At 37.5% G+C, this 24,827-nt stretch carries 18 protein-coding genes; 14 read left to right on the top strand and 4 right to left on the bottom strand.

Going from position 1 to position 24,827, the window contains the following annotated elements; genetic code table 11:
* Positions 1-7 precede the first annotated feature (7 nt).
* From prmA to IGJ66_RS11020, 6 genes are all read left to right on the top strand, one after another.
* The gene (gene prmA, locus IGJ66_RS11045; RefSeq protein ID WP_067483055.1) at positions 8-955 is read left to right on the top strand and encodes a 50S ribosomal protein L11 methyltransferase; all 948 of its coding nucleotides are present in this window, start codon (positions 8-10) and stop codon (positions 953-955) included.
* Positions 956-1,723: a 16S rRNA (uracil(1498)-N(3))-methyltransferase gene (locus tag IGJ66_RS11040; protein ID WP_430616613.1), complete on the top strand. Its 768-nt coding sequence runs from the start codon at positions 956-958 to the stop codon at positions 1,721-1,723.
* Positions 1,713-2,342: a hypothetical protein gene (locus tag IGJ66_RS11035; RefSeq protein ID WP_218657966.1), complete on the top strand. Its 630-nt coding sequence runs from the start codon at positions 1,713-1,715 to the stop codon at positions 2,340-2,342. Before IGJ66_RS11040 ends, IGJ66_RS11035 begins: the two co-directional genes overlap by 11 nt.
* A gap of 305 nt (positions 2,343-2,647) precedes the next feature.
* Positions 2,648-4,861 carry a RelA/SpoT family protein gene (locus tag IGJ66_RS11030; RefSeq protein ID WP_067483049.1) on the top strand — a complete coding sequence of 738 codons (2,214 nt, stop codon included), beginning with the start codon at positions 2,648-2,650 and terminating at the stop codon, positions 4,859-4,861.
* A 22-nt stretch (positions 4,862-4,883) separates the two neighbouring features.
* Positions 4,884-5,330 carry a D-aminoacyl-tRNA deacylase gene (gene dtd, locus IGJ66_RS11025; protein ID WP_067483047.1) on the top strand — a complete coding sequence of 149 codons (447 nt, stop codon included), beginning with the start codon at positions 4,884-4,886 and terminating at the stop codon, positions 5,328-5,330.
* Between the two features lie 415 nt (positions 5,331-5,745).
* On the top strand, positions 5,746-5,916 hold the full coding sequence (locus tag IGJ66_RS11020) for a hypothetical protein (protein WP_169819333.1): 171 nt from the start codon (positions 5,746-5,748) through the stop codon (positions 5,914-5,916).
* A 200-nt stretch (positions 5,917-6,116) separates the two neighbouring features.
* Here IGJ66_RS11020 and IGJ66_RS11015 read toward each other — a convergent pair whose 3' ends face one another.
* Complete coding sequence (locus tag IGJ66_RS11015) at positions 6,117-7,064, bottom strand: aldo/keto reductase (protein ID WP_271027060.1); 948 nt, start codon at positions 7,062-7,064, stop codon at positions 6,117-6,119.
* 424 nt (positions 7,065-7,488) lie between these two features.
* Here IGJ66_RS11015 and hisS point away from each other — a divergent pair, with 424 nt between their 5' ends.
* From hisS to IGJ66_RS10995, 4 genes are all read left to right on the top strand, one after another.
* Positions 7,489-8,787, top strand: a complete 1,299-nt coding sequence (hisS, locus tag IGJ66_RS11010) for a histidine--tRNA ligase (protein WP_270492987.1) — start codon at positions 7,489-7,491, stop codon at positions 8,785-8,787.
* Between the two features lie 15 nt (positions 8,788-8,802).
* Positions 8,803-10,572 (top strand): aspartate--tRNA ligase, encoded by a 1,770-nt coding sequence (gene aspS, locus IGJ66_RS11005; protein WP_430616612.1) that lies wholly within the window; start codon positions 8,803-8,805, stop codon positions 10,570-10,572.
* A gap of 126 nt (positions 10,573-10,698) precedes the next feature.
* Complete coding sequence (locus IGJ66_RS11000; protein WP_067483039.1) at positions 10,699-11,574, top strand: YitT family protein; 876 nt, start codon at positions 10,699-10,701, stop codon at positions 11,572-11,574.
* A gap of 293 nt (positions 11,575-11,867) precedes the next feature.
* Positions 11,868-13,847 carry an acyltransferase family protein gene (locus tag IGJ66_RS10995; protein ID WP_430616611.1) on the top strand — a complete coding sequence of 660 codons (1,980 nt, stop codon included), beginning with the start codon at positions 11,868-11,870 and terminating at the stop codon, positions 13,845-13,847.
* Positions 13,848-13,928: 81 nt separating this feature from the next.
* On the opposite strand, the gene IGJ66_RS10990 is transcribed toward IGJ66_RS10995, so the two are convergent.
* A complete protein-coding gene (locus tag IGJ66_RS10990) occupies positions 13,929-14,204 on the bottom strand; it encodes a GIY-YIG nuclease family protein (protein ID WP_075491245.1) in 276 nt (91 codons plus the stop codon).
* On the bottom strand, positions 14,194-14,928 hold the full coding sequence (locus IGJ66_RS10985) for a tRNA1(Val) (adenine(37)-N6)-methyltransferase (protein WP_071868919.1): 735 nt from the start codon (positions 14,926-14,928) through the stop codon (positions 14,194-14,196). The genes IGJ66_RS10990 and IGJ66_RS10985 overlap by 11 nt, the downstream gene beginning before the upstream one ends.
* A 132-nt stretch (positions 14,929-15,060) precedes the next feature.
* Between IGJ66_RS10985 and IGJ66_RS10980 the strand changes: the two genes are divergently transcribed.
* The 4 genes from IGJ66_RS10980 to IGJ66_RS10965 all read left to right on the top strand — a co-directional run bounded on the left by IGJ66_RS10980 (position 15,061) and on the right by IGJ66_RS10965 (position 23,319).
* The gene (locus IGJ66_RS10980; protein ID WP_067483031.1) at positions 15,061-15,678 is read left to right on the top strand and encodes a lysophospholipid acyltransferase family protein; all 618 of its coding nucleotides are present in this window, start codon (positions 15,061-15,063) and stop codon (positions 15,676-15,678) included.
* 152 nt (positions 15,679-15,830) lie between these two features.
* Positions 15,831-16,949 carry an exonuclease SbcCD subunit D gene (locus IGJ66_RS10975; protein WP_067483029.1) on the top strand — a complete coding sequence of 373 codons (1,119 nt, stop codon included), beginning with the start codon at positions 15,831-15,833 and terminating at the stop codon, positions 16,947-16,949.
* A gap of 6 nt (positions 16,950-16,955) precedes the next feature.
* The gene (locus tag IGJ66_RS10970; protein WP_430616610.1) at positions 16,956-20,108 is read left to right on the top strand and encodes an AAA family ATPase; all 3,153 of its coding nucleotides are present in this window, start codon (positions 16,956-16,958) and stop codon (positions 20,106-20,108) included.
* Positions 20,109-20,124: 16 nt separating this feature from the next.
* A complete protein-coding gene (locus tag IGJ66_RS10965; RefSeq protein ID WP_430616609.1) occupies positions 20,125-23,319 on the top strand; it encodes an SNF2 helicase associated domain-containing protein in 3,195 nt (1,064 codons plus the stop codon).
* Positions 23,320-23,429: 110 nt separating this feature from the next.
* Here the strand turns inward: IGJ66_RS10965 and IGJ66_RS10960 are convergent, their stop codons facing one another.
* Positions 23,430-24,137, bottom strand: a complete 708-nt coding sequence (locus IGJ66_RS10960) for an HAD family hydrolase (protein ID WP_430616608.1) — start codon at positions 24,135-24,137, stop codon at positions 23,430-23,432.
* Positions 24,138-24,827: the final 690 nt, after the last annotated feature.

Raw genomic sequence — 24,827 nt, 5'->3', positions numbered from 1 at the left:
GATAGCGATGAAATGGAACGAAGTCAAAGTAGAAACAGCGAGTGAGGCAGTCGAAGCTGTTGCCAATATTTTAATGGAAGCAGGAGCAAGTGGTGTGGCTATCGAAGATGCGCTTGATGTTGAAAATTTTAAATCAGATCAGTATGGTGAAATTTTAGATAAAGCTGATTTTACCTCATTAACTGAGGGTGCGCTGGTCATGGCATATTTTCCAGAAACAATTTTCTTGCCAGAAATTTTACCTTTTATCAAAGACCGCGTGACACAATTGCCTGAATTTGGCCTGGCCATTGGGAAAAATATTGTAACGGTTAGTGAAGTAGAAGAAAGTAACTGGGCAACGGCTTGGAAAAAGTACTATCATCCTGTCCGTATTACGCGAATGTTGACTGTTGCTCCGAGCTGGGAAAATTATACGACACAAGATCCAATGGAAAAAATCATTACATTAGATCCAGGTATGGCTTTTGGAACAGGAACACATCCAACGACCTTGCTGACTTTGGAAGCATTGGAATCTGTTTTACGCGGTGGTGAGACGGTACTAGACGTTGGTACAGGCTCAGGCGTGTTAAGTATTGCTGCCAAATATTTAGGTGCAAAGGAAGTTTATGCGTACGATCTTGACGATGTAGCTGTTCGTTCAGCAAAGGAAAATATGGACATGAATGAAATTGCAAAAGATGTTCATGTTGCTGCCAATGATTTATTGAACGGAATCGAGATTGAGAGTGACGTAATTGTTGCTAATATTTTAGCTGATATTATTTTATTGATGATTCCTGATGCTTGGCGTTTATTAAAGCAAACAGGCACTCTGGTTGTCTCTGGAATTATTGAAGATAAAAAACAAATGGTTATTGATGCTATGGAGGCGCAAGGATTTGTAGTTGATCAAATTTTCCAACAAAAAGATTGGTATGCAATTATTTTGAAAAAGCCTGAGGTGGACTAAATGCAACGTTATTTTTTGGAAGAACCATACCAGCAAAAAGACCGTTTTGTATTAGTTGGTGAGCCATATCATCATATAACTCGCGTTATGCGTATGACGCCAGAAGATCGTGTTTACTTAGCTTTTAGCGACCAAGTGGCAATCATCGCTGAAATTACTGCTATCACAGAAAATGAAGTTGAATTAAAAGAGGTAATGAAAGAACAAGGGCAAAAGGAATTACCAAGTATGATTACCATTGCAAGTGGTTATCCAAAAGGTGAAAAACTAGACTGGATTGTGCAAAAAGGAACGGAACTTGGAGCACACGCATTTCTTGGCTTTCCGGCAAAAACGTCGGTTGTTAAATGGGATGAAAAGAAGCGAAACAAACGACAACAACGTTTAGCAAAAATTGCTCAAGAAGCTGCCGAACAAGCACATCGCCAAGTAGTACCACAAGTAGAATTGTTGAGTACAGCCAGCGAATTTTATCAACAAATTTCTTCTTACGACAAGGTGTTAGTTGCCTACGAAGAGTCAGCTAAGCGAGGAGAATTAGCTAACTTAGCACAAGCCTTACAAAAATCGGGCTCAGGACTACGTATTTTGGCAATTTTTGGGCCAGAAGGTGGATTAGCGACAGATGAAGTGGAAAAACTATCGGCAGAAGGTGCAGTTATTTGTGGCTTAGGCTCAAGGATTTTGCGAACGGAAACAGCGCCATTATATTTATTGAGTGCCGCGAGCTATCAATGGGAATTACTAGGTGAACAGGATGGAAAATAAAGCATCCATTCGCGTACGATTATTGGATCATCAAATGAGTGATGACTTGTTAAAAGAAACAGTGTACCGGTTAGTTGCAGGAGGCGCAACGGAAATCGTTGTTTTGCCTACTCAAATTGCACGAGTAAAGTATCTTTTAGCAGATTCAGCGATCCAAATTGGGAGTGTAATTGATTTTCCATTGGGAGCAAGTACAGTGGAGAAAAAAGTGTTTGAAGCCGCACATGCGTATCAAGCAGGAGCGGGGTTTCTCGAAGTTTGTGTGAACCTAGCAGATATTTTTGAACACCCAGTTCGAGTAAAAGAATTGCGCGAGTCGTTGTTTTCTCTAGCTTTAAGTAATGGGAAATTAAGCTTTTATTTAGACACACGTCAAGTAAAGGAACTGACACTGGTGAAATTTGAGCGTGCGATGAAACCATTAGGGTGGACACGTTTATCATTAGGAGAAGATTTGCCTTATCGAGAAGCTTTACGTCTAGCGGAAATTTTTAAATCGGATACGGCGACTAAGCTAGCATTAACAATTAACGTGCACCAGATTACATCACAAGAAAAGCAAAAATTAGTTGCGAATGGCATTACAAGAATTGCCATAAGTCATTTGAACTTTTCTTAATAAATTTGAACATGATAGAATTGAAAAAATAAACGACAATTTGTATAATAGTAGCAATAACCGTTCAAGAGTCCGATAAAAAATAAAAGAGGTTGGGACAAATTAACTAGCTCCGATGGAATTGACAAAAGGCACCACAAATCATTTTTAGGTTTTTGTGTGATGATGCGTTGTTTTTTCGGAGTTATTTTTTAATACCATTCGTGGAAAAACGAATTCTTTATACCAGTTAACTGTAATTTAGAAATTGTGATTTCAGATACCTCTCCTGTTTTGCTATCGAAACGAAAGGGGGATCGGTTTGTATGTCAAAAGAAGAAATTTTAACAGGTCCTGGCGTTATTGCGCTTGTTAGCAAATATATGGGACCGGATCATGTTGCATTCGTGCAAAAAGCATGTGACTATGCAACAGCAGCACATGACGGACAATTTAGAAAATCTGGGGAGCCTTATATTATTCATCCGATCCAAGTTGCTGGAATCTTAGCTGAGTTAAAAATGGATCCACACACTGTAGCAACGGGATTTTTACATGATGTAGTTGAAGATACAGAAGTAACTTTGGATGATTTGCGAGAAGAATTTGGTGATGATGTAGCCATGCTGGTTGACGGCGTGACGAAATTGGGAAAAATCAAATATAAATCTCATGAAGAACAATTGGCAGAGAATCATCGTAAAATGTTGTTAGCAATGGCACAAGACTTACGTGTAATCATGGTGAAATTGGCAGACCGTCTTCATAATATGCGCACGCTAAAACACTTACGTGAAGACAAACAACGTCGAATCGCACAAGAAACACTAGAAATCTATGCACCATTAGCACACCGTTTGGGGATTAGCCGAATCAAATGGGAACTGGAAGATACCGCTCTACGTTATCTGAATCCAAAACAATATTACCGAATCGTTCATTTAATGCGATCAAAACGTGAAGAACGTGAGCAATACGTGAATGCTACGGTGGAAGATATTCGATTGGCAACAGAAGAACTAGGTATCTATGCAGAAATATATGGCCGTCCAAAGCATATCTATTCGATTTATCGAAAAATGAAAGACCAGAAAAAACAATTTAGTGAAATCTATGATTTACTGGCTATCCGAGTCATCGTTGATTCAATCAAAGATTGTTATGCAGTCTTAGGCGCGATCCATACGAAGTGGAAACCAATGCCTGGACGATTTAAAGATTATATTGCTATGCCAAAAGCTAACATGTATCAATCTTTGCATACGACAGTGATTGGTCCAGCGGGAAATCCTGTTGAAATTCAAATTCGTACGCAAGAAATGCATGAAATTGCGGAATTTGGGGTAGCAGCACACTGGGCTTATAAAGAAGGAAAAAATGATAAAGTAGAACCTGATGGAATGACGAAACAATTAAGCTGGTTCCATGAAATTATTGAATTGCAAGACGAAAGTTATGATGCATCTGACTTTATGGAAGGTGTCAAAGGAGATATTTTCAGCGATAAAGTGTATGTCTTTACGCCAAAAGGAGATGTAACTGAGCTTCCTAAAGGATCAGGACCACTAGATTTCTCTTACAGTATCCATACCGATATTGGAAACAAGACAACTGGTGCAAAAGTGAACGGGAAAATGGTTCAATTAGATTACAAATTGAAAAATGGCGATATCATTGAAATCTTAACTTCGCCTAATTCATTTGGTCCAAGCCGTGACTGGTTAAAAATTGTTGCAACAAGTAAAGCAAAAAATAAAATCAAACGTTTCTTTAAAGCACAAGATCGCGAAGAGAATATTGTCAAAGGCCATGAATCAGTTACCAAATGTATTTCTGATCTTGGTTTCTTACCAAAAGATATTTTGACCAAAGAAAAATTGCAAGAAGTATTGGATCGTTTTAATTACAATAACGAAGATGATATTTATGCTGCTGTAGGTTATGGTGAAATCAGTCCGTTAACGATGGCAAATCGATTAACTGAAAAAGAACGTCGTGAACAAAAAATCGAGCAACAAAAACAAGAAGCCAATGAATTGATGAACCAACCGAAAAAAGAACCAGAAAAAATGAAGGTTCGTCATGAAGGCGGCGTGGTGATTCAAGGCGTCGAAAACTTGCTTATTCGCATCAGTCGGTGTTGTAATCCAGTTCCAGGAGACAATATCGTTGGATATATTACAAAAGGTCGAGGAATTTCCATTCATCGTCGTGATTGTCCTAATGTTCAGCCAGATAAACCAAATGTTGCTGAACGGTTAATCGAGGTAGAGTGGGAAGACACTTCAAATTCAAAAAAAGAATACGATGCTGACCTAGAAATTTATGGATACAATCGTTCAGGACTGTTAAATGATGTTTTACAAACAGTTAATTCGATGACAAAAAATCTTAATAGTGTGGAAGCTCGCACAAATAAAGATAAGATGGCAACAATTCATTTAACTGTAGGGATTCAGAACTTAACACACTTAAAAAGTATTGTAGATAAAATCAAGTCTGTTCCAGATGTCTATAGTGTACGTCGAATGAACGGATAAACGTGAAGAGAGGGAGAATTTGATGCGAGCAGTCATTCAACGAGTGAGTCGTGCGGCAGTTACAATTAATGGTCAAGAAATTGGTAAAATCAATCAAGGGCTATTAATTTTATTAGGTATTCATGAAACAGATACTCAAAACGATGTGGAGTATTTGGTCAAAAAAATCGCACAAATGCGTATTTTTGAAGATGAACAAGGAAAAATGAACACAAGTATTGAAGATATTGGTGGTCAAATACTAAGCATTTCACAATTTACGTTATTTGCAGATACTAAAAAAGGGAATCGACCAAGTTTTATTGCTGCTGCTCGTCCAGAAACAGCTATTCCATTGTACGAAGCATTTAATACTGGTTTGAAACAACGTGGTATTCCAGTTTCAACTGGGAAGTTTGGTGAAGATATGGATGTGTCTTTAGTGAATGACGGCCCCGTAACCATTTTAATCGACTCCCAAAACAAATAAAAAACCAGAGATAACGGTTCCCTTAACTACGAAAATAGTTTAGGTGAAAATCGACATGGCAGGTAGATGCTATGTCGATTTTTGTTTTTCATTTGTACTTTGGATTGGACAATACTCTTGTACAACCCAAAGTCGTTGATAAAGTTAGGAGTGAATGTATTTTTCTGAAACTTATTGGAACATCGAATGAAAAAAAGCCGGACGTTGTAAAGTTTCGCAATCAATCGGGTTACATCAAGTCCAGTTAAGAGGATTTACTTTTTCAACATAGAAATCAATCGCTGCGCCAAACTTACTTTCTGCACGAATTTCTTACACAGGAACTTGGACCTGAGTTTTGCGATACAGTGAGGACAATTTTTTTGTGATTCCGTGTTATATTGATGGAGAAATATGAAAAAGAGGAGGAGTAATGATGAAAAATTTATTAGCTGGTGGTTTTTTATTTATTGGCGGGGCAATACTTATGTTAGCAGGCGAATATGCTAATTGGGTTCCAATTGTCGGAAGCATTATTGCACTAGTCGGGTTCGGAACAGTAGTTTATTTTTTGTTTAGCAAAGATGGTAAGTACGACGGGAAATAAGGCATATTTTGTCAGTGTTGAATACAAAAAAGGTGCTGGTAGAAAAGGAAGTCTAAATAGAAAAAAAGCCTAAAATTCGTTTTTGAAAACGTTGGTTTTAGGCTTTCTTTAATTGGAAATGTGTTCAAAACGACTGGTTTTTTTTTAGGTTTATCCCAGTCTCTTAGCTAGTGAAGAAAAAAGAAACAAGATTGTCCTAATTAAAATTCGGCAAATAATTGATCTATCTTTTGATAGTCTTCATTTGTCAAATGAATGTCTAAAGCTTGAGCATTGATTGCAACTTGTTCTGGTTTCTTTGCACCCGGGATTACGACAGAGATAACCGGATTTTTCATATACCAAGCTAAGACTAATTGAGCGATGTTCGTTTGATAGTTCGCTGCAAGTGGTCTTAGCTGCTCAACCGTACGAATGATTTTTTCAAAGCGTTCGCCCTGAAAATTTGGCTGTTTTAATCGAAGGTCACCTTTGGAAAATGAAAGTGGTTGTCCAATCTGATATTTACCAGTCAACAAACCTGAAGCTAATGGGAAATAAGGAACAAAACTAATTTTATGCTGTTTGATGTAAGGAAAAAGTTCGGTCTCTGCTTTTCGTTGAATCAAGCTGTAATGGTCTTCGATGATATCCACATACCCTTCTTGATTCGCTTCTTTTAGTTGTGCTAAAGAAAAGTTTGAAACGCCGATTGCTCGAATTTTCCCTGCTTCTTTTAATTGATGCAAAGCAGCAATTGCTTCATTTTTTGGCGTTGTTTCATCTGGAAAATGAATATAAAAAATATCAATATAATTTGTTTGTAGTCTTTTCAATGCCTCTTCAACAGCCTGTGTCAAAAATTCGGGTGTATTATTGAATTTCCCAGGATTGTTGGGGTCATGAGCCGCTTTAGTTGCAATGATTACGCGTGAACGATCATATTCTTTTTCTTTTAAAACTTCACCAATTAGTTCTTCAGAACGTCCAAAACCATAGGCATAAGCCGTATCAAGAAGATTGATTCCATTATCGAGTGCTGTTCGAATGATTTGTTTCCCAACTTCATCTTCTAAATGAGGAAATAAATTGTGACCGCCAACGGCATTTGCTCCTAAACCAAGTTGTTCTGCATATACTTGTGAATGTCCGATTCTTACTTCTGCCATGTTGCATTCCTCCCTTTGCTTTTAGTTTAAAACAAACAAAAAAAATGCAAAACTAAATCGTCTTTTGAAAAATGAAATGAGCATAGTCCAACTTTTAGGGCAAATATTCTTGACTTTAAGATGTGTTTTTAGTAAGTTGTAGGTAATATAGAAAATCACTGAAAGAGCGAGTAAGTTACCGATACTTTTAGAAAGAGAGAATCATCGAGGCTGAAAATGATTCAAGAGTTGGTTACCGAAAAGACACTCTGGAGATGGACGCGTGCAAAGCCGTCCCGCGTACGAGCGTTATTCGTGAGAGGAAAGAGAAATCTTTCAAAATTAGGTGGTACCGTGTATGACTTTCATTCACCCTTGTTCATTGTGAACAGGGGTGAATTTTTTTATTTTCACTTAGTTACATAAAAGAAAAGGAGAGAGATGTATGAACTTCCAAAGACCAAAAGGAACGAATGATATTTTACCCGGTGAATCAGAAAAATGGCAATTTATTGAAGAGACAGCACGCTTATTATTTAGAGATTATCAATACAATGAAATGCGCACGCCGATTTTTGAACATTATGAAGTTATCTCACGTAGTGTAGGAGATACGACAGATATCGTTTCAAAAGAAATGTATGATTTTTATGACAAAGGTGATCGTCATGTAACTTTACGTCCAGAAGGAACAGCGCCAATCGTTCGTTCGTTTGTGGAACACAAATTATTTGGACCAGAGTTTGCTAAACCTTACAAAACTTTTTATATGGGGCCAATGTTCCGCTATGAACGTCCACAAAAAGGCCGTTTGCGTCAATTTCACCAAATTGGTGTTGAGGCATTTGGTTCAGATAATCCAGCAACAGACGTTGAAAGTATGGCAATGGCGCTAGACTTCTTTAAACAGTTGGGTATCACACAAATTCGCTTGGTTATCAATTCTTTAGGAGATCAAGAAACACGCCAAGCTTATCGCCAAGCGTTGATTGACTACTTAGAACCAGTTGAAAATGAATTAAGTGAAGATTCAAAACGCCGTTTACACCAAAATCCTTTACGTGTCCTTGACAGTAAAGATAAACGAGACCAAAAATTTGTTGTGGATGCACCTTCGATTTTAGATTATTTAAGTGAATCAGCTAAGAAACATTTTGAAACAGTAACAACGATGTTAGATGCACTAGAAATTCCCTATGAGATTGATAGCAATATGGTTCGTGGTCTAGATTACTATACACATACTATCTTTGAAATTATGAGTGATGCGCCAAAAATGGGTGCCCAAGCGACGATTTGTGCGGGTGGTCGTTATGATCGCTTGGTAGAAGAACTTGGTGGACCAGAAACACCAGCATTTGGTTTTGCAATGGGAATCGAACGTATCTTGTTAACTATGGAGGCAGAAGAAGTAGTTATTCCAGCCTTAAATGAATTAGATGCTTACGTAGTTGGAATTGGTGAAGCCACAAATCTTGAAGCACTAAAAGTTGTTCAAGCAATTCGTAACTTTGGCTTCTCTGCAGATCGTGATGTTATGAATCGTAAAGCGAAAGCTCAGTTCAAGACAGCGGATAAAGCAAATGCCAAATTAGTGCTAGTGCTTGGAGAAGATGAATTAAATAACCAAACAATTAATGTGAAGTCAATGGCAGATCGTAAAGAAAAAAGCTTTTCATTACAAGAAATCTATCAACGATTTGATGAAGTGTATGATGAAATGACAACGACATTATTTGAGTAAGAAGGAGAGAGAACGATGGCAAAAAGGACAATTTATTGTGGACTTGTTTCCCAAGAACAATTAGATCAAACAGTTACACTGAAAGGGTGGGTACAAAAGCGTCGTGATTTAGGCGGATTGATTTTTATTGACTTACGTGACCGTGAAGGAATTGTGCAAGTAGTCTTCAACCCAGAAATTTCAAAAGATGCTTGGTCAGTAGCTGATAAATGCCGAAGTGAATATGTGATTGAAGTTACTGGTATCGTCAAACGTCGTGGCGAAAATGCAGTCAATCCGAAAATGGCGACAGGTGAAGTCGAAATTATTGCCAATGAAATTACGATTTTAAACCAAGCGAAAACACCTCCGTTTTCAATTGAAGATGACCAAACAATCAGCGATGAAGTTCGCTTGAAATATCGCTATTTAGATTTACGTCGTCCAAAAATGACAAAGAATATCAAAATGCGTCACGAAACAACTAAAGCTATTCGTCATTATTTGGATGACAATGATTTTCTAGACATTGAAACACCTTATTTAGGTAAATCAACACCTGAAGGCGCGCGTGACTATTTAGTTCCTTCTCGTGTTCATGCAGGTCATTTCTATGCGTTGCCTCAATCACCACAATTATTTAAGCAGTTATTGATGAATGCAGGATTTGATCGCTACTACCAAATCGTCCGTTGCTTCCGAGATGAAGACTTACGTGGCGACCGCCAACCGGAATTTACCCAAGTCGATATTGAAACAACGTTTTTAACTTCTGAAGAAATTCAAACTTATACTGAAGGTTTGATTGCTAAAGTTATGAAAGACGTTCGTGGATTAGAGGTAACATTACCATTCCCAAGAATGACTTATGATGATGCGATGAGCCGTTACGGTAGTGACAAACCAGATACACGTTTTGAAATGGAATTGATTGACTTGAGTGAAACGGTGAAATCAATCGAATTCAAAGTCTTCCAAATGGCTTTAGAAAATGGTGGGGCAGTAAAAGCATTGAATGCGAAAGGTGCTGCTGGCAATTATTCTCGAAAAGATTTAGATCATTTAGGTCAATATGTTGGTCAATTTGGAGCAAAAGGACTTGCATGGTTAAAAGTGGAAGAAGATGGGTTAAAAGGACCAATCGCAAAATTCATGGGTGAAGCGGGAGAAGACATCATTCAAGCAACGGATGCACAAGTGGGCGATTTACTGTTATTCTGTGCAGATAAGGTAGAAGTTGTCGCAGCGTCATTAGGTGCGCTTCGTACACGCTTAGCCAAAGAATTGGGATTGATTGATGAAGCAAAATTCAACTTCTTATGGGTAACTGATTGGCCACAGTTTGAATACTCAGAAGAAGAAGGTCGCTATGTGTCTGCGCACCATCCATTTACGATGCCAAAAGCCAAAGATGTTGAATTGTTGGGTACAGACCCAGCGAAAGTTTATGCTGAAGCTTACGACATTGTCTTAAATGGTTATGAACTTGGTGGTGGATCAATTCGGATTCACACTCGTGAGTTACAAGAAAAAGTTCTTGAAACACTTGGATTCACGAAAGAACAAATGGAAGAACAATTTGGTTTCTTATTAACTGCGTTGGACTACGGCTTCCCTCCACATGGCGGAATTGCTTTAGGATTAGATCGTTTTGCTATGCTACTTGCAGGTGAAGAAAATATTCGTGAAGTGATTGCTTTCCCTAAAAACGGAAAAGCAGCTGATGTCATGAGTGAAGCACCAAGCTTAGTTTCTCCACTTCAATTGGCAGAATTAAGTATTGATGTCACTGAAATTGAAGAATAAAAATCAGTTAAATTGTAAATGATTCTGAGAAGACGGTAAAAGTGTTAAGCTTTTGTCATCTTCTCTTTTTTTTTATAAGAAAAAACCTTATAATAGAGCCATAATTATGTAAAGCGAGGCTTTTTCATGAAAAAAACGTTCGAAAATTGGGCCTATCACGACTATACGACCAAACTTTCGGTATCTATTGTTTATGCATTAATTGCATCTATTGCGTTAAATCTTTTTTATCAACCAGGTCATATTTATTCAAGTGGAATTACTGGTCTGGCGCAAATTTTAACAACCTTATCCAAAACGTTGATTGGTTTTGAAGTACCAGTGTCAACAACTCTTTATCTATTGAACATTCCATTATTTTTCCTAGCCTGGTTTAAAATCGGTAAAAAATTTACAATTTTCACGTTTATCACGGTTACTTTGACCTCGCTATTTATTCACATCGTACCCGAAACCGTGTTATCAACAGATCCAATCATCTGTGCATTATTTGGTGGAGCAGTGATGGGAGCTGGGATTGGTTTAGTACTTAGAAATGGTCTGTCTTCTGGTGGATTAGATATTGTCAGTATCACAATACGAAAGAAAACTGGTAAATCCATTGGTTCTATTTCGATTTATTTCAATGCATTGATTGTGTTTGTTGCTGGAATTCTGTTTGGTTGGCAATATATGTTTTATAGCACGTTGTCGATTTTTGTTAGTGGGAAAGTGACAGATGTTTTTTACACGAAGCAGAAGAAAATGCAGGTTATGATTGTGACGAAACATCCTGAAAAAGTCGTGAATGAAATCCAAAAATGTATGCGTCGAGGAATCACGATTATCAATGAAGCAGAAGGTGCGTACAAACATGACAAACAAACAGTCTTGATGACAATCGTGACACGTTACGAACTTCCGCTATTAAGAGAAGCAATGAAAGCCTCTGACCCGGATGCTTTCGTAAGTATTGCAGAGAATGTTCAAATTCTAGGACGTTTTTATGAAGATGGCGTCTAATCAGAAAATAAAAAATAAGAGGATAAAACGACTGTTCGTTTTATCCTCTTTTTGTATCTGCTTATTGATGACTTCAAAAAAATAACTTATCTCGTTAACTTTTGACTGGAAGTGAAAAAAGTTGCTACGTTATTTCTTTTGAAAATTTCTTAAAGTCGATGAAATCATTGTTCTTTTGCCAAATTTTATGGGATGATAGAAAAGATGGCAAGAAGTTTAAATAAGTCTTGCTATTTTCTTATAATGAACGTATATTACAAATGAAAAAAGTTTATGAAAAGTTGGAAGATTGAATGGAAAAACAAAAAAGATTGAAAAAAAGTCGCTATATCACAGGCTTTGATGGTATTCGTTCTTTAGCCGTAATGGGCGTTATTCTCTATCATTTGTTACCAAGAGTAATGACAGGTGGTTATTTGGGCGTACCGATATTTTTTGTGGTATCTGGTTATTTGATTACCGATTTATTGCGACAAGAATGGGAACAAAATGGAAAAATAAATATTTGGCAGTTTTATGTTCGAAGGATGAAGCGACTTTATCCGGGCTTAGTCTTTTTATTAGTTACTGCTTCAGCGTATATTACTTTGTTTCAGCGAGGTTTGTTAAATAACTTGCGAGGCACGGTTATCAGTAGTTTGTTTTATGTGAATAACTGGTGGCAAATCAATAATGGGCTATCTTATTTTGATCGGTTTGCCAACGAATCACCGTTTACTCACATTTGGTCTTTGGCAGTTGAAGGACAAAATTATCTGTTTTGGCCAATTATCTTTGTCGTACTGATGACTTTAGTTCGAAAGAAAAAATGGATTTTTTACACCGTATTGGGAATGTCGGGAATTTCAGCTATCCTGATGATGATTCTGTATTCACCTGGCGCAGATCCAACTCGTGTTTATTATGGAACAGATACACGACTATTTTCGATTTGGCTCGGCTGTGCGTTGGCTTTTGTTTGGCCAAGCACACGATTGAAAAAAGAGATACCTAAACAAGCGAAGAAGACATTGAATATCGCTGGATTGATTTCGTTTGTCTTATTGGTTTCAGCATTCTTTTTCTTCAATGACCATATGGACTTTGTTTATTACGGTGGGATGTTGTTAGTTAGCTTGTTGTGTGTGGTGTTAGTTGCGGTGACAGCTCATCCTGGCGCAAGCTGGAATAGGTGGTTAACGAACCCAATCTTTACTTGGGTTGGTAAGCGAAGTTATGGCATCTATCTTTACCAATTTCCTGTGATGATTTTTTATGAGGCAAAAGTTTCTAATATTGGCGACCACGTCTTGATGCACACGTTAATTGAAGTAACTTTGATTCTGTTGATTAGTGAATTGTCTTATCGCTATATTGAACGACCATTGGCACGTTTTGATTATAGCAAAACATTTTCAGTTGTTAAGGGCTGGTTCCAAAAACCAATTCTTAGTCTTGAAAAGCCGTGGCTAGTTCCAGGTTTACTAGTTGTCATCATTGCATTAGTTGGCTTTACGATTGCGCCAAAGAATGCTGTGACAGCGGATCAACAACAGTTACAAGAAAAAATTGCTGCGAATAAAAAATTAGCAGAAAAAAGTAAAGAAGAAAATGGCAAAGCTTCTGGAACACTTGATCAGAGTGTTTTGGATAAATATGATTTGACTAAGGCACAAGGAAAGAAAGCACAAAAACTGGAACTGACAGCTTTTGGCGATTCGGTTATGCTTGATGCAGCCACGGACTTAAAAGAAATTTATCCTAAAGTAGTTGTGGACGGTGACGTCGGACGCCAGCTTTATACGAGCGAACCTTATCTTGAAGAACTGAAAAAACAAGAGCTCTTGAAAGATACCGTGTTGGTTGGTTTAGGAACTAATGGTGCATTTTCAGAAACGCAATTTGATAGTGTGATGGACACGATAGGTGATCGCAAAGTCTACTGGGTAAATGTTCGAGTACCAACCAAACGCTGGCAAAATGATGTAAATGATATGCTAGCTAAAATGGCGAAAAAATATGATAATATGACCCTGATTGATTGGTATGACTACAGCAAAGATCACGATGAATGGTTCTACGACGATCAAGTTCATCCAAACCCTGAAGGAATGATCCATTATGCGCACTTTGTTAGCCAAGCGTTATTAGGTGGCAAAAGTTCAAGCAGTGAGTCAACGAAAGATTCAGAAGTAACTGACGAGGCAACGAATCAGGACAGTGAAGATTTAACTAATGGCGTAACTTCATCCTCAATGGCAAATACACCAGAAGATTTAGATACAGCACAATAAGAAAAAGACTTGAGATGAAGGTTCATCTCAAGTCTTTTTTTGTTCTAAATAGGAATAAGAAGAAGTTTTTCCCATTACACCTTAGGGAAGATCAACGGAGAGATGCGTGTCTAAATAAAGTTCTTTTTGTTTTCGAGTTAATTTTTTAAAGGCAGACTCTGCTTTGGTTGCTTCACTTCTAGTTTCAAAACATTCTGCATGAATCATTTGTAAAGGGCGACGCTTACGTAAGCGAGTGTACTTGGCGCCTGTACCGTTGTTATGCTCGGCAAGTCTTCGCTCAAGGTTGGTTGTATATCCACCATAAAAAGTGTCGTCCTTACAAGCGAGAACATAAAAATAATGCTTAGTCTCCATAAAGCATACCACGTAATTCTGGCGTATACTGACCATCTTCATCATAAGTGATAAGTGGTGAAGAAACCTTAAACCCGTCTAATTTTCCTTCTTTGATACCTTCAATCAATAAAATATTGGCATCTTTTCCAGCTTTTGGGTAGACAAAGCGAATGCGTTTTGGAATGATTTGGTGTTCACGCATGACATCTAAAATTTCTAAAAAGCGTTCAGGTCGATGAACCATTGCAAAGCGCCCGTTTGTCTTTAAAAGTTTACTAGAGATTTGGATAACGTCATTGAGTGTTGTATAAATCTCATGTCTCGCAATGGCTAAGTGTTCATTTGGATTTTTTTTGTTTGTGGGCAATCCTTTGAAGTAGGGTGGATTACAGACAACAAGATCACAAGAATTATGACGAACAACTGCTAAACTATTTTTTAAATCGGTGGTATGAACAGTGACTTGGTCTTCTAAATGGTTAAGCACAACGCTTCTTTTCGCCATATCGGCTAAGCGAGGCTGTAGTTCAATCAAATCAATCTGTGCATTCGTTTTTCTACTTAAAAATAAACCGACTGCACCGTTTCCAGCACATAGGTCGACGATTTGTCCTCTTTTCGGCACACGCGCAAAATTTGCGAGTAAAACAGCATCAAGTGAAAAGGAAAAAACTTGCGCACTTTGGATAATTTTAATATCTTCTGCGTATAATTGGTCAATTCGTTCGTCTTCGTGAAGCATGGGTTTCCCTCCAAAGTGAATAAAATAATCGTTTGTATTATACTATGTTTGTTAAAAAGAACCAAGTTTGCTTGCCAAGGAAGATTTTTTTAGGCATACTATCTATGTTCAGCAAAGAGAAAGGAAGAGTCTATGTTTTATCGATTTATGCGCGGGGTTGTTCGAGTTGTCTTAGCGATAGTCAACGGCAATGCCCATTATGAAAATAAAGAATTGTTGCCTAAAGACGAGAATTACATATTAGTTGCGCCACATCGCACTTGGTGGGATCCATTGTACCTAGCTGTTGGGGCGGCACCAAAGAAATTTAGCTTTATGGCAAAAGAAGAGTTGTTCAAAAATTCGATTTTACGATTTATTTTGACACATGCGAATGCTTTTCCGGTCAAACGCGATAAACCAGGACCAAGCGCAATCAAAACACCTGTAAAAATATTGAAATCAACAGACTTGGGTCTAATCATGTTTCCAAGTGGTACGCGCCATGCGACAGAGTTGAAAGGTGGGATGGCGTTGATTGCTAAAATGGCAAAAGTGAAAATCGTTCCGGCTGTTTACCAAGGACCATTGACATTGGGGGATCTGTTTAAGCGCAAACGTGTAACGGTTCGGTTTGGAGAACCAATTGACTTATCTGACATTAAGAAAATGGATAAGGAAGGTTTGGAAGAAGTCGAACGTCGAACACAAGGTGCGTTTGATCAATTAGACAAAGAAGTAAATCCTGATTTTAAATATGAAATAAAATAAATGAGAAGCTACGAGAAAATCAATTTTGATTTTTTCGTAGTTTTTTGTTTCGTCTCTGTTTTTTTATGGATATAGGAGATGTGAAACATTTCTGTTACGACCTTCTGGGAAGTGTTATAATCATTAGAAGGACATTTTTTTGAGGTGAGTATATGCGTTTCTTGCACACAGCCGATTGGCATATTGGAAAAAAATTACAAGGCTATGATTTGCTTGAAGAACAAAAGCAAGTTATTTCAGATATTTTGAATGTAGCAAAAGAGGAACAAGTTGATGCAATCATCATCGCAGGTGATTTGTATGATCGAAGCGTGCCAGCGACGGAAGCAGTCGAGTTGTTTAATCAGTTGATGATTGATTGGAATTTAGAAGAAAAATTTCCGATTTTCGCAATTTCTGGCAATCACGATAGTAGCATTCGATTGTCGACAGGGACACCTTGGTTTAGTCAATCTGATTTTTTCTTGCGCACTCAGTTTGCTGAAGCGTTTCAACCGATTACGTTTGGTGACACACAGTTCTTTTTGTTACCTTACTTTGAACCAATTGCTGCTCGTTTATATTTTGAAGACGATGAAATTCGTACGATTCAACAAGCAATGACTTTAGTCGTTGAAAAAATGCAGACGCTATTTGAACCAAATAAAAAACAAGTATTAGTCAGTCACTTTTTTGTAACGGGAAGCTCAAAATCTGATTCAGAAACAAAGATTGAAGTCGGTGGTTTAGATGCAGTGTCTGGCGACTTGCTGAAAGATTTTGACTATGTTGCATTGGGTCATTTGCATAATCAAGCGGCTTTGCACCAAGAAAATGCACGCTACAGTGGCTCACCGTTGAAGTTTTCTTTATCAGAAATCAATCAGAAAAAAGGTGTCTGGATAGTTGATTTGAATGATCGTTTACAATTGACTTTCCGTGAATTAACACCTCTTCATGATATTCAAGAACTACAAGCAAATTTTAAAGAACTATTGAGCCCAGCTTTTTACCAAACAGTTAATCGGGAAAATTACACACAAATCTACTTAACAGACCGAACAATCATCCCCAATATGATGAATCAGTTGCGGAAAATATATCCAAGAATCTTAGGCGTGGAACGAGTGAACGGCCGTCTGGATACAATAACGACAAAACAGTCGGTAGAAATGAAAGATCCGAAATCAATGGCGACAACTTTCTTTAAAGAAATAACGGATGAACCACTGACAGATCATCAAGAAAAGTGGCTCACAGAAACTCTACAAGAACTAATGGAAATGGAATGATCAGTGATGAAACCACAAAAATTACGATTAAAAAACTTTGGTCCCTTTATTGATGAAACCATTGATTTTTCGCTTTTGACTGAAGCACCACTATTTTTGATTAGCGGTAAAACAGGTGCAGGCAAGACGACAATCTTTGATGGGATGACCTATGCTTTGTTTGGAGAAACTTCAGGGCGACTGCGCTCGGGAAAAGAGATGCGTTCATTATTTGCGACACCGGCAGAAGAAACCAGTGTCACTTTTTCGTTTGAACATCAGAAGCTAACTTATGAAGTCACGCGCAAACCTGAGCAAGTGCTGGCTAAGTTAAAAGGCGACGGAAATCGTAAGCAATCAGCGAAAGTTTCCTTAACAATTTTTAACGAATCAGGAAAAGAAGTGCGTCAGTTAACGAAACGCGGGGAAGTCGACGAGCTGATTAAAGAACTCTTGCACTTAGATGCTAAGCAATTTTCACAAATCGTACTATTGCCGCAAGGGGAATTTCGTAATTTTTTGATTTCATCTAGTAGCGAAAAGGAAGTAGTACTCCGTAATTTATTTGGTACGCAGATTTTCCAACAGTTCAATGAAATTTTAAAAGAAAAAGCCAAGAAACAACAAAAAACGCTTGATTACTTAGAACAAGAATTATTGCTTTTACAAAAACGTTTTGTTTCTCTAGAAGAACGAGATTTTTCTGAACTGAGCTTTGAAGAAGTGATGCAGTATTGGACAAAAGAACAGCAAGTGTTAGCAGAGAAAATCCAACTCGTTCAACAACAGTTGAAAAAAGAGCAAGTTGTTCAAGGAAAGCTAGAAAAAGAGTATTACCAAATCCAATCGGTACAAAAACAAAGAGCAGAAAAGCAAACGTTACTCGAAAAAATGGGGAATTTGCTTGAAATGCAAGACGAAATAACAGAAAAAAAACAATGGATTCGTTATTATGAGTTTGGACAACGTTTGCTTGATCCTGTATCACATAACAAAGAATACGAAAATGAACGGAAATTGCTTCTTGAAGATGAATTAAAGCAGAAAGAGCTGTTGGACGAGTTACAAGAAGAACTCACGCAGTGGAAAGAAAAAGTCGAAGAACGGCAAAACTTGCAAAAAGCAATTGAACGGTTAAATGATGACTATCAAGAAAAGAAAACATTACTTCCTCGTGTCAAAGAATACACCGAACAAGGCAAATCACTTCGATTGATCGATGAAGAACTAGCCGTCGCTACACAACAGTTAAAGGACTTTCAACAGCAACAAGGGGTATTGAATATACGCCAACAAGAAATAACGCAACTACTAGCAACACAAGAAGAACTAGCAAAGCAACAGCTTGCATTCGCAAACTTGCAGCAACAAAAAAGAGAGTGGGAAAGTGCACAACAAGTGACACAAAAACTTGACCAACAAAAAACAAAGAGCCAGAAACAACTCGCTCAGTTAAGTAGTGAAGCCACAGAAATTCAAGAGAAACGAAAAAAACATCAAGTGAAGATTGCCCAACTTAAAAGTCAGTGGGCGAAACAGCAGATTGCTCGATTGCAATTATTACTTTTGCCAGGGGAACCTTGTCCTGTCTGCGGTTCAGTAGAACATCCTCTAGAAAATACCAGTCATGAAGTACCTGAACAACAAGCTGTACAACAGCTAGAAAAAGAGCTAGCAGATGCGGAAGCCTATGCAGAATCGTTAAACCAACGTCATGGTCAAAATGAAGCGTACGTAGCTAAACTTGAACAACAATTGGCAAAAGAAGAAAAAGAGTTAGCTGATTCATTGATAAAAGTAACAACTTGTGAACAAGCATTGAGTGAATCATTACAAGATTTTCCTTTGGCCGAGGATGCATCAAACATAACGGTTACCAGTGAACAAATATCAGATTTGTTCAGTAAAATTGAACAAAAAATAATTCAAGAAGAGCAAACGTTGGCAAAAACCAAGATTGAGCAAGTAGCCCTGCAAGCAAAACTTGAAAAAAATCGCCAAGCAGTTGAAGAACAACAAAAAATTCAGACAGATTTATTGGCGAAACACCAGCACAGTATTGGTCAAATGGAAACATTGAAGAAACAATTAGCAACAGTTGAAATTGATACACTGGAAGAAGTTGTCCAGCAGCTGGCTCAACAGATAGAAGAGCAAAGTAAACAATTAGCTCAAGAAAAAGCAGTCGGAGATAAACTCAATCAATCCATTGAGTTAACGAAAGCGCAACTTAGTCAAGTAACAGAACAATTAGCAAAATTGGCTGTCAAACAAATGAAAACAGAAGCAAAAATTCAGGATTTGTTAGCCGAACAAGAGTATTTTAATTCAGCAGATGAAGGAGTGTCTTTTGCTCAGCAACAAGTTGAATATGAGGAGTACAAAACGATTGTCGCAACATATCAAGAAGACCAATTGATTACGAAGGCGAAACTAGCACAACTAGAGTCGGTGGATTTGTCAGTTGAAGTGCCAGAGGATACCCATTTAGCTGAACAGATTGCGCAAGGAAAGCAAGTAATTGAAGAACAGCAAACGGCACTTTATAAAATCCAAGAGCAACAAGAAAATAATCAAGCGATTGTGACGGAATTTGCAGCACTTTATCAAACAAGTCAAAAGCAACTGGATGAGTTGGCACAGCTACAACAGCTTTCGCAAACAATCAATGGGGAAAACGTGAAAAAAATCAGTTTAGAAAGATATGTACTTCAAGTGTACTTACAAGAAGTACTCCAAGTTGCCAATACTCATTTACAACGTCTAACGAAAAATCGGTATCAGTTTGAGTTAGTCGATTCAGTTGGGAGCTATCGTGGCAAAACTGGATTGGAAATCAACGTGTATGATGACGAAGCTGGGATGACGCGAAGTGCGCACACCTTGTCTGGAGGAGAAAGTTTCATTGCTGCTCTCTCGTTAGCATTGGCATTAGCAGAAGTCATCCAGGCACAGTCAGGTGGAATTACTGTTGAGGCGTTATTTATCGATGAAGGTTTTGGCTCATTAGATGAGGAAGCACTAGAAATGGCAATGGAAGCTTTGGAAACGATTGAAAGCGAAGGAAGGATGATAGGAATCATCAGTCACGTCAGAGAACTAAAAGAACGAGTGTTACAACAAATAAGAATTGATGCAAAAGGTAGTGGACAAAGTACCGTTCGCTATCATCTTGGATAAAGGGAGATTGATAACGATGAAATGGAGTATTCCGGAAAAAGTGATTGAACGCGGACGCAAATACTTGCAAGAAGGTCGAGTGTTATCGGTTGTTCCTGATCAAGAAAATATCGTATGGCATGCTGAAGTATTAGGTAGCGAATTGTACATGGTCGATTTAGATGGCACAGCAAAGGAAGTTGATTATTGCCAATGTCCTTATTGGGAAGAGCATCATTATTGTAAGCATACGGTGGCTGTTGAATTATATCTACGTTCGAAAAATGTTTCCCGAGTGATGAGAAAAGACCAGCCAATGCTTGAACCAGTTCGAACAGTTAGTGAAGGTGAGATTTTAAGCAAAGGGTTTGCGCGTTTACAAACGAAACAAACAACGCGTGCAATCCAGCCGTTAATTGTTGAGTATCAAGTTGAAGCGATTGAAACAAATCAATACCATCCAGAACTATCATTACTAGCAGTTTCTTTGAGAATCGGCTACTTAAAAGCACCTAAGAAAACCTATATTGTCAAAAATATTTATGATTTTTTGCAAGCTTATACCGAAAATGAAGCTTACACCGTAAATAAACAATATCAATTTGAATTGAATAAACGCGCGTTTCAAGGAGAAGATCAAACGATTTTGAGCTTATTCGCTGGAACGGCACAAACACAACAACTACTGGGTGTCAGCGGTCTGCAAGTCAAAGGAAAATTAGATAAGCGATATTTGATGTTACCCGTAGAGCAAGCAAAATATTTGTTGGAGCAGATGAATCAAACAACCCGTTTACAAGTGATAATTGATCAACAAACGTATCAGGGAATTGAAATTTCAGATCAAGAAAAGCCACTGCATTTTAAAGTAGTTAAAGAAGAAGATGCGTATCTATTACGTGCTGAAAATACATTTGATTTATTTTTTACTCACTATCAATGGGGAATGATGCAAGGAACGTTCTATTCCTTAACGAAACAACAGCAAACCATCTATCTTACCTGGCAACAACTAATGAAGCGTTTTGAAACACCTCAAGTCAGATTTGAAAAACAACAACTTTCTTCACTTTTTAAAGAACTGTTGCCTCTGTTAACCCAAATTGCAGAAGTGGAAGTGACAGAAGAGGTGGAATCGGAAGTTGCAGATATCCCTGTTGAATTCGTGTTTTTCTTCCGGAAATCCAAAGGGAAAATTCAAGCGCGAATTGATTTTATTTATGAAGATGTCATTTATTCAACTGATGAGAAGCATGAAGTACAATCAGACTCTTCTCGTGAAATTTTACGAGATCAAGCACAAGAACAACGAGTGATTGACTTATTCAAGATGTATCACTATCAAGAAAATGAAACAGGTTATGAGCGGGTGTTGCCTGCGGGGGAAGAATTATACGCATTTTTCAGAACAGAATTAGCTGTTTTTCGCCAGTTCGGTGAAGTACGAATTGGAAAAAAATTACGTGAATTGTATTTAGATGCTCAAAAGCACCAACCGCAAATCGAAGTGACTGAAACAGGTTCATGGTTAGATATCCGGTTTGATGTCACAGGAATCCAGGAAAAAGAGATCGATCATGTGCTACAAAGTTTGTTGCGCAATGATGCGTTCTACACGTTGGAAAATGGACAAGTTTTATCTTTTGACTCAGAAGAGTTTCAACAAACAAGTGAGGTTTTGCGTCAGTTAAGAGAATCAATTCGTTCGGAAGCAGGAACGATCCATGTACCTAAAAATCAAGGCCTGATTGTTCAAAGCCAATTATCAGGAAGTCGAACAACCTTTAGCGATTCTTTCAAAAAAATGGTACAAGATCTGATCCAACCAGAAAACTATGAAGTGGCGTTACCTGAGGGACTGAATGCGAAATTGCGCGATTATCAAAGACAAGGGTTCCAGTGGTTAAAAATGCTCGGTCATTATCAATTTGGTGGAATTTTAGCTGATGAGATGGGGCTAGGTAAAACGCTACAAACAATCGCTTTTTTACTTTCAGAAAAAGAAGAAAAGAATGGGTTATCTGCACTGATTGTTGCTCCTGCAAGTCTGATTTATAATTGGCAAGCAGAAATCAGAAAATTTGCGCCTTCTTTAAGTGTTCAAGTGATAAATGGAAATAAAAAAGAGCGGGAAACACTTCTTAAAAATGACGTTGATATTCGCGTAACTTCTTATGCAAGTTTGCGACAAGACGTTGCTGATTATCAAGAAATGTCGATTCAATATTTGGTTTTAGATGAGGCACAAATGGTAAAAAATAGTAGTACGAAAACGGCGCAAGCCTTGAGAGAACTACAAGTTCCACAACGATTTGCACTGAGCGGAACACCAATTGAAAATAATTTAGAAGAACTATGGTCATTATTTGCGACAATCATGCCTGGTTTCTTTCCAAATCGAACGAAATTCAGAGAACTTTCGACAGAAGAGATTGCACAAATGATTCGTCCGTTTGTCTTGAGAAGAGATAAGCAAACGGTGCTTCAAGATTTGCCAGAAAAAACGGAAATGAATTTATATTCTGCTTTAACAGAAGAACAAAAAACGGTTTATCTTGCTTATTTGCGCCAAATGCGTGAAGAAGTAGCTTCAATGGATGCAGAAGCATTTAAGAAAAATCGGATTGGAATTTTAGCTGGCTTAACACGCTTACGCCAAATTTGTTGTGATCCACGCTTGTTTATTGATGATTATCAAGGTGGGTCAGGAAAATTAGAACAAGTGAAAGATATGTTAGTAGCTGCCAAAGAAAACAACCGACGTGTATTACTCTTCTCTCAATTTACTGGGATGTTGAGCATCTTGGAAGAAGAGCTGGCAGAGCTAGGAATGACAACTTTCTATTTACGTGGAAGTACAAAACCACAAGATCGTTTAACAATGGTTGATGCTTTCAATGACGGCGAGCGAGATGTCTTTTTGATTTCATTGAAAGCTGGTGGGACCGGACTAAATCTGACAGGAGCAGACACCGTTATCTTGTACGATTTGTGGTGGAATCCCGCAATCGAAGAACAAGCAGCCGGACGGGCACACCGCATTGGTCAGAAAAACGTGGTGGAAGTTTGGCGAATGATTGCTGAAGGAACGATTGAAGAACGAATGAACTCTTTACAAAAAGAAAAACGAGAATTGTTCCAAAAAGTAATTCAAGGAAACGAAGAACAATTGACGAAGCTAACGGAAGACGATATTCGCATGATTTTAAGTGTGGGTGAATTGGAAGAGTAGGACTCAAAAAAAGTGCGGATTTAATCCGTTTTTTGAGAAAAAATTTGCCTAATTTTTTGCTAACAAAAATACTCAGGACAAACTACTTGTCCTGAGTATTTTTAACTTGATTAAGCAAAGACAGATTCCATTGTTTCAAGTAATTGATCGAATGAACTAATTTCGATGTCTGAAACAGGTGTTGTATCAATCGTTCTTCCACGATGATTAAACCAAAGAGAATGCCAATCTGCACGATGCGCGCCAAGAACGTCATTGTCATAGTTGTCACCAACGTAGAGTGTTTCTGCTGGTTCCATTGAAAATGTTGCGGCTGCTAATTGGAAAATTTCTTTTTCAGGTTTTTGAAAGCCAGTTGCTTGAGAAACAATCATATTTTTAGTTGGAATCCAATTTGCTAATTGTAGCTGGCTTAATTTTTTTGATTGGTGATCTGTTGGACCGTTCGTGATAATACCCATAGGTACGTGTTTTTCTTTTAGAAAGTCGAGTGTTTTGCGAACCTCATCATGTAGACAAATATTGTTTAGTTCGTCTTCATATACTTTTTGGAAAAACAAACCATCTTCTTCAGTAATATGTGGATAGTCTAAATCTTTTAGCGACTGGCTAATCCGATGTGCCCGCATATATTCTAATGTCCATTCCCCAGCCATCACTTTTGGGAAGTTTTCATCACTATGATGACGGAAACGAATATATAATGGATGCATATCTTCATCTGAAACCAGCGGAACCACTCTATTCACCGCATTTTTAAATGGTTGTTGTTGGTCATACATTGTATCGTCAACATCAAATACAACAGCTTTAATCAAATCTTACACGCCTTTCGATTTTCATTTGTTTTTTCACAAATCCTTCATCATTGTATCAGAAAAAAATCTCGATAAACGTTGATAATAAAGGTTTTTATTACTGTATTTTCTAGTTGTTGTTGTAGCAACGTTTTTAAATTTCAGTTTTTTTCACCAAAAATGATATAAAAAAAGAAAAAGATGACCAGAACAATCAATTAAGCTTTTTTGAGATTTTTTTGAGAGATAATTTTTCTTTTAAATCTAAAGAAATTGTTTAGAAATCAAATTTTGATACAGTAGCAAAATTTTGCAGGAAACTTTAAATAACACTATCTTTGTTTTTAATTTAGAATAATTTTAATTACTTGTTTTTTATGTTAACAGTGTTGTTATTTAGTACAGATGAAATAGGCGTTATGTTAAACTTTTTTTATCGACTGCTGAATAGGCTTAATTGATTTCGTAGGAATAAAAAACATATTTAATCTAATGTATCCGATTTCTTTTTGCTTTAGTGATTTTAAAATAGTACAGTTTTTCAGGCTGTTTAATTTTGCAAAAAAATTGCAAAATGATTGGAGTTTTCTCATTTTCAAATGTGTGTCAAAATGAAAAGCCTTGCTTTAACTGTAAAAAAACCTTAGATAACATTCATTTTTGAAAAAAAATATAAAAAAAAAGGTAGCTATTTAATTTGCGATTAGGTAT

Source organism: Enterococcus sp. DIV0176, from assembly GCF_050528535.1.
Lineage (GTDB): Bacteria > Bacillota > Bacilli > Lactobacillales > Enterococcaceae > Enterococcus_B > Enterococcus_B thailandicus.
This window is presented reverse-complemented; position numbering and strand designations above follow the sequence as displayed.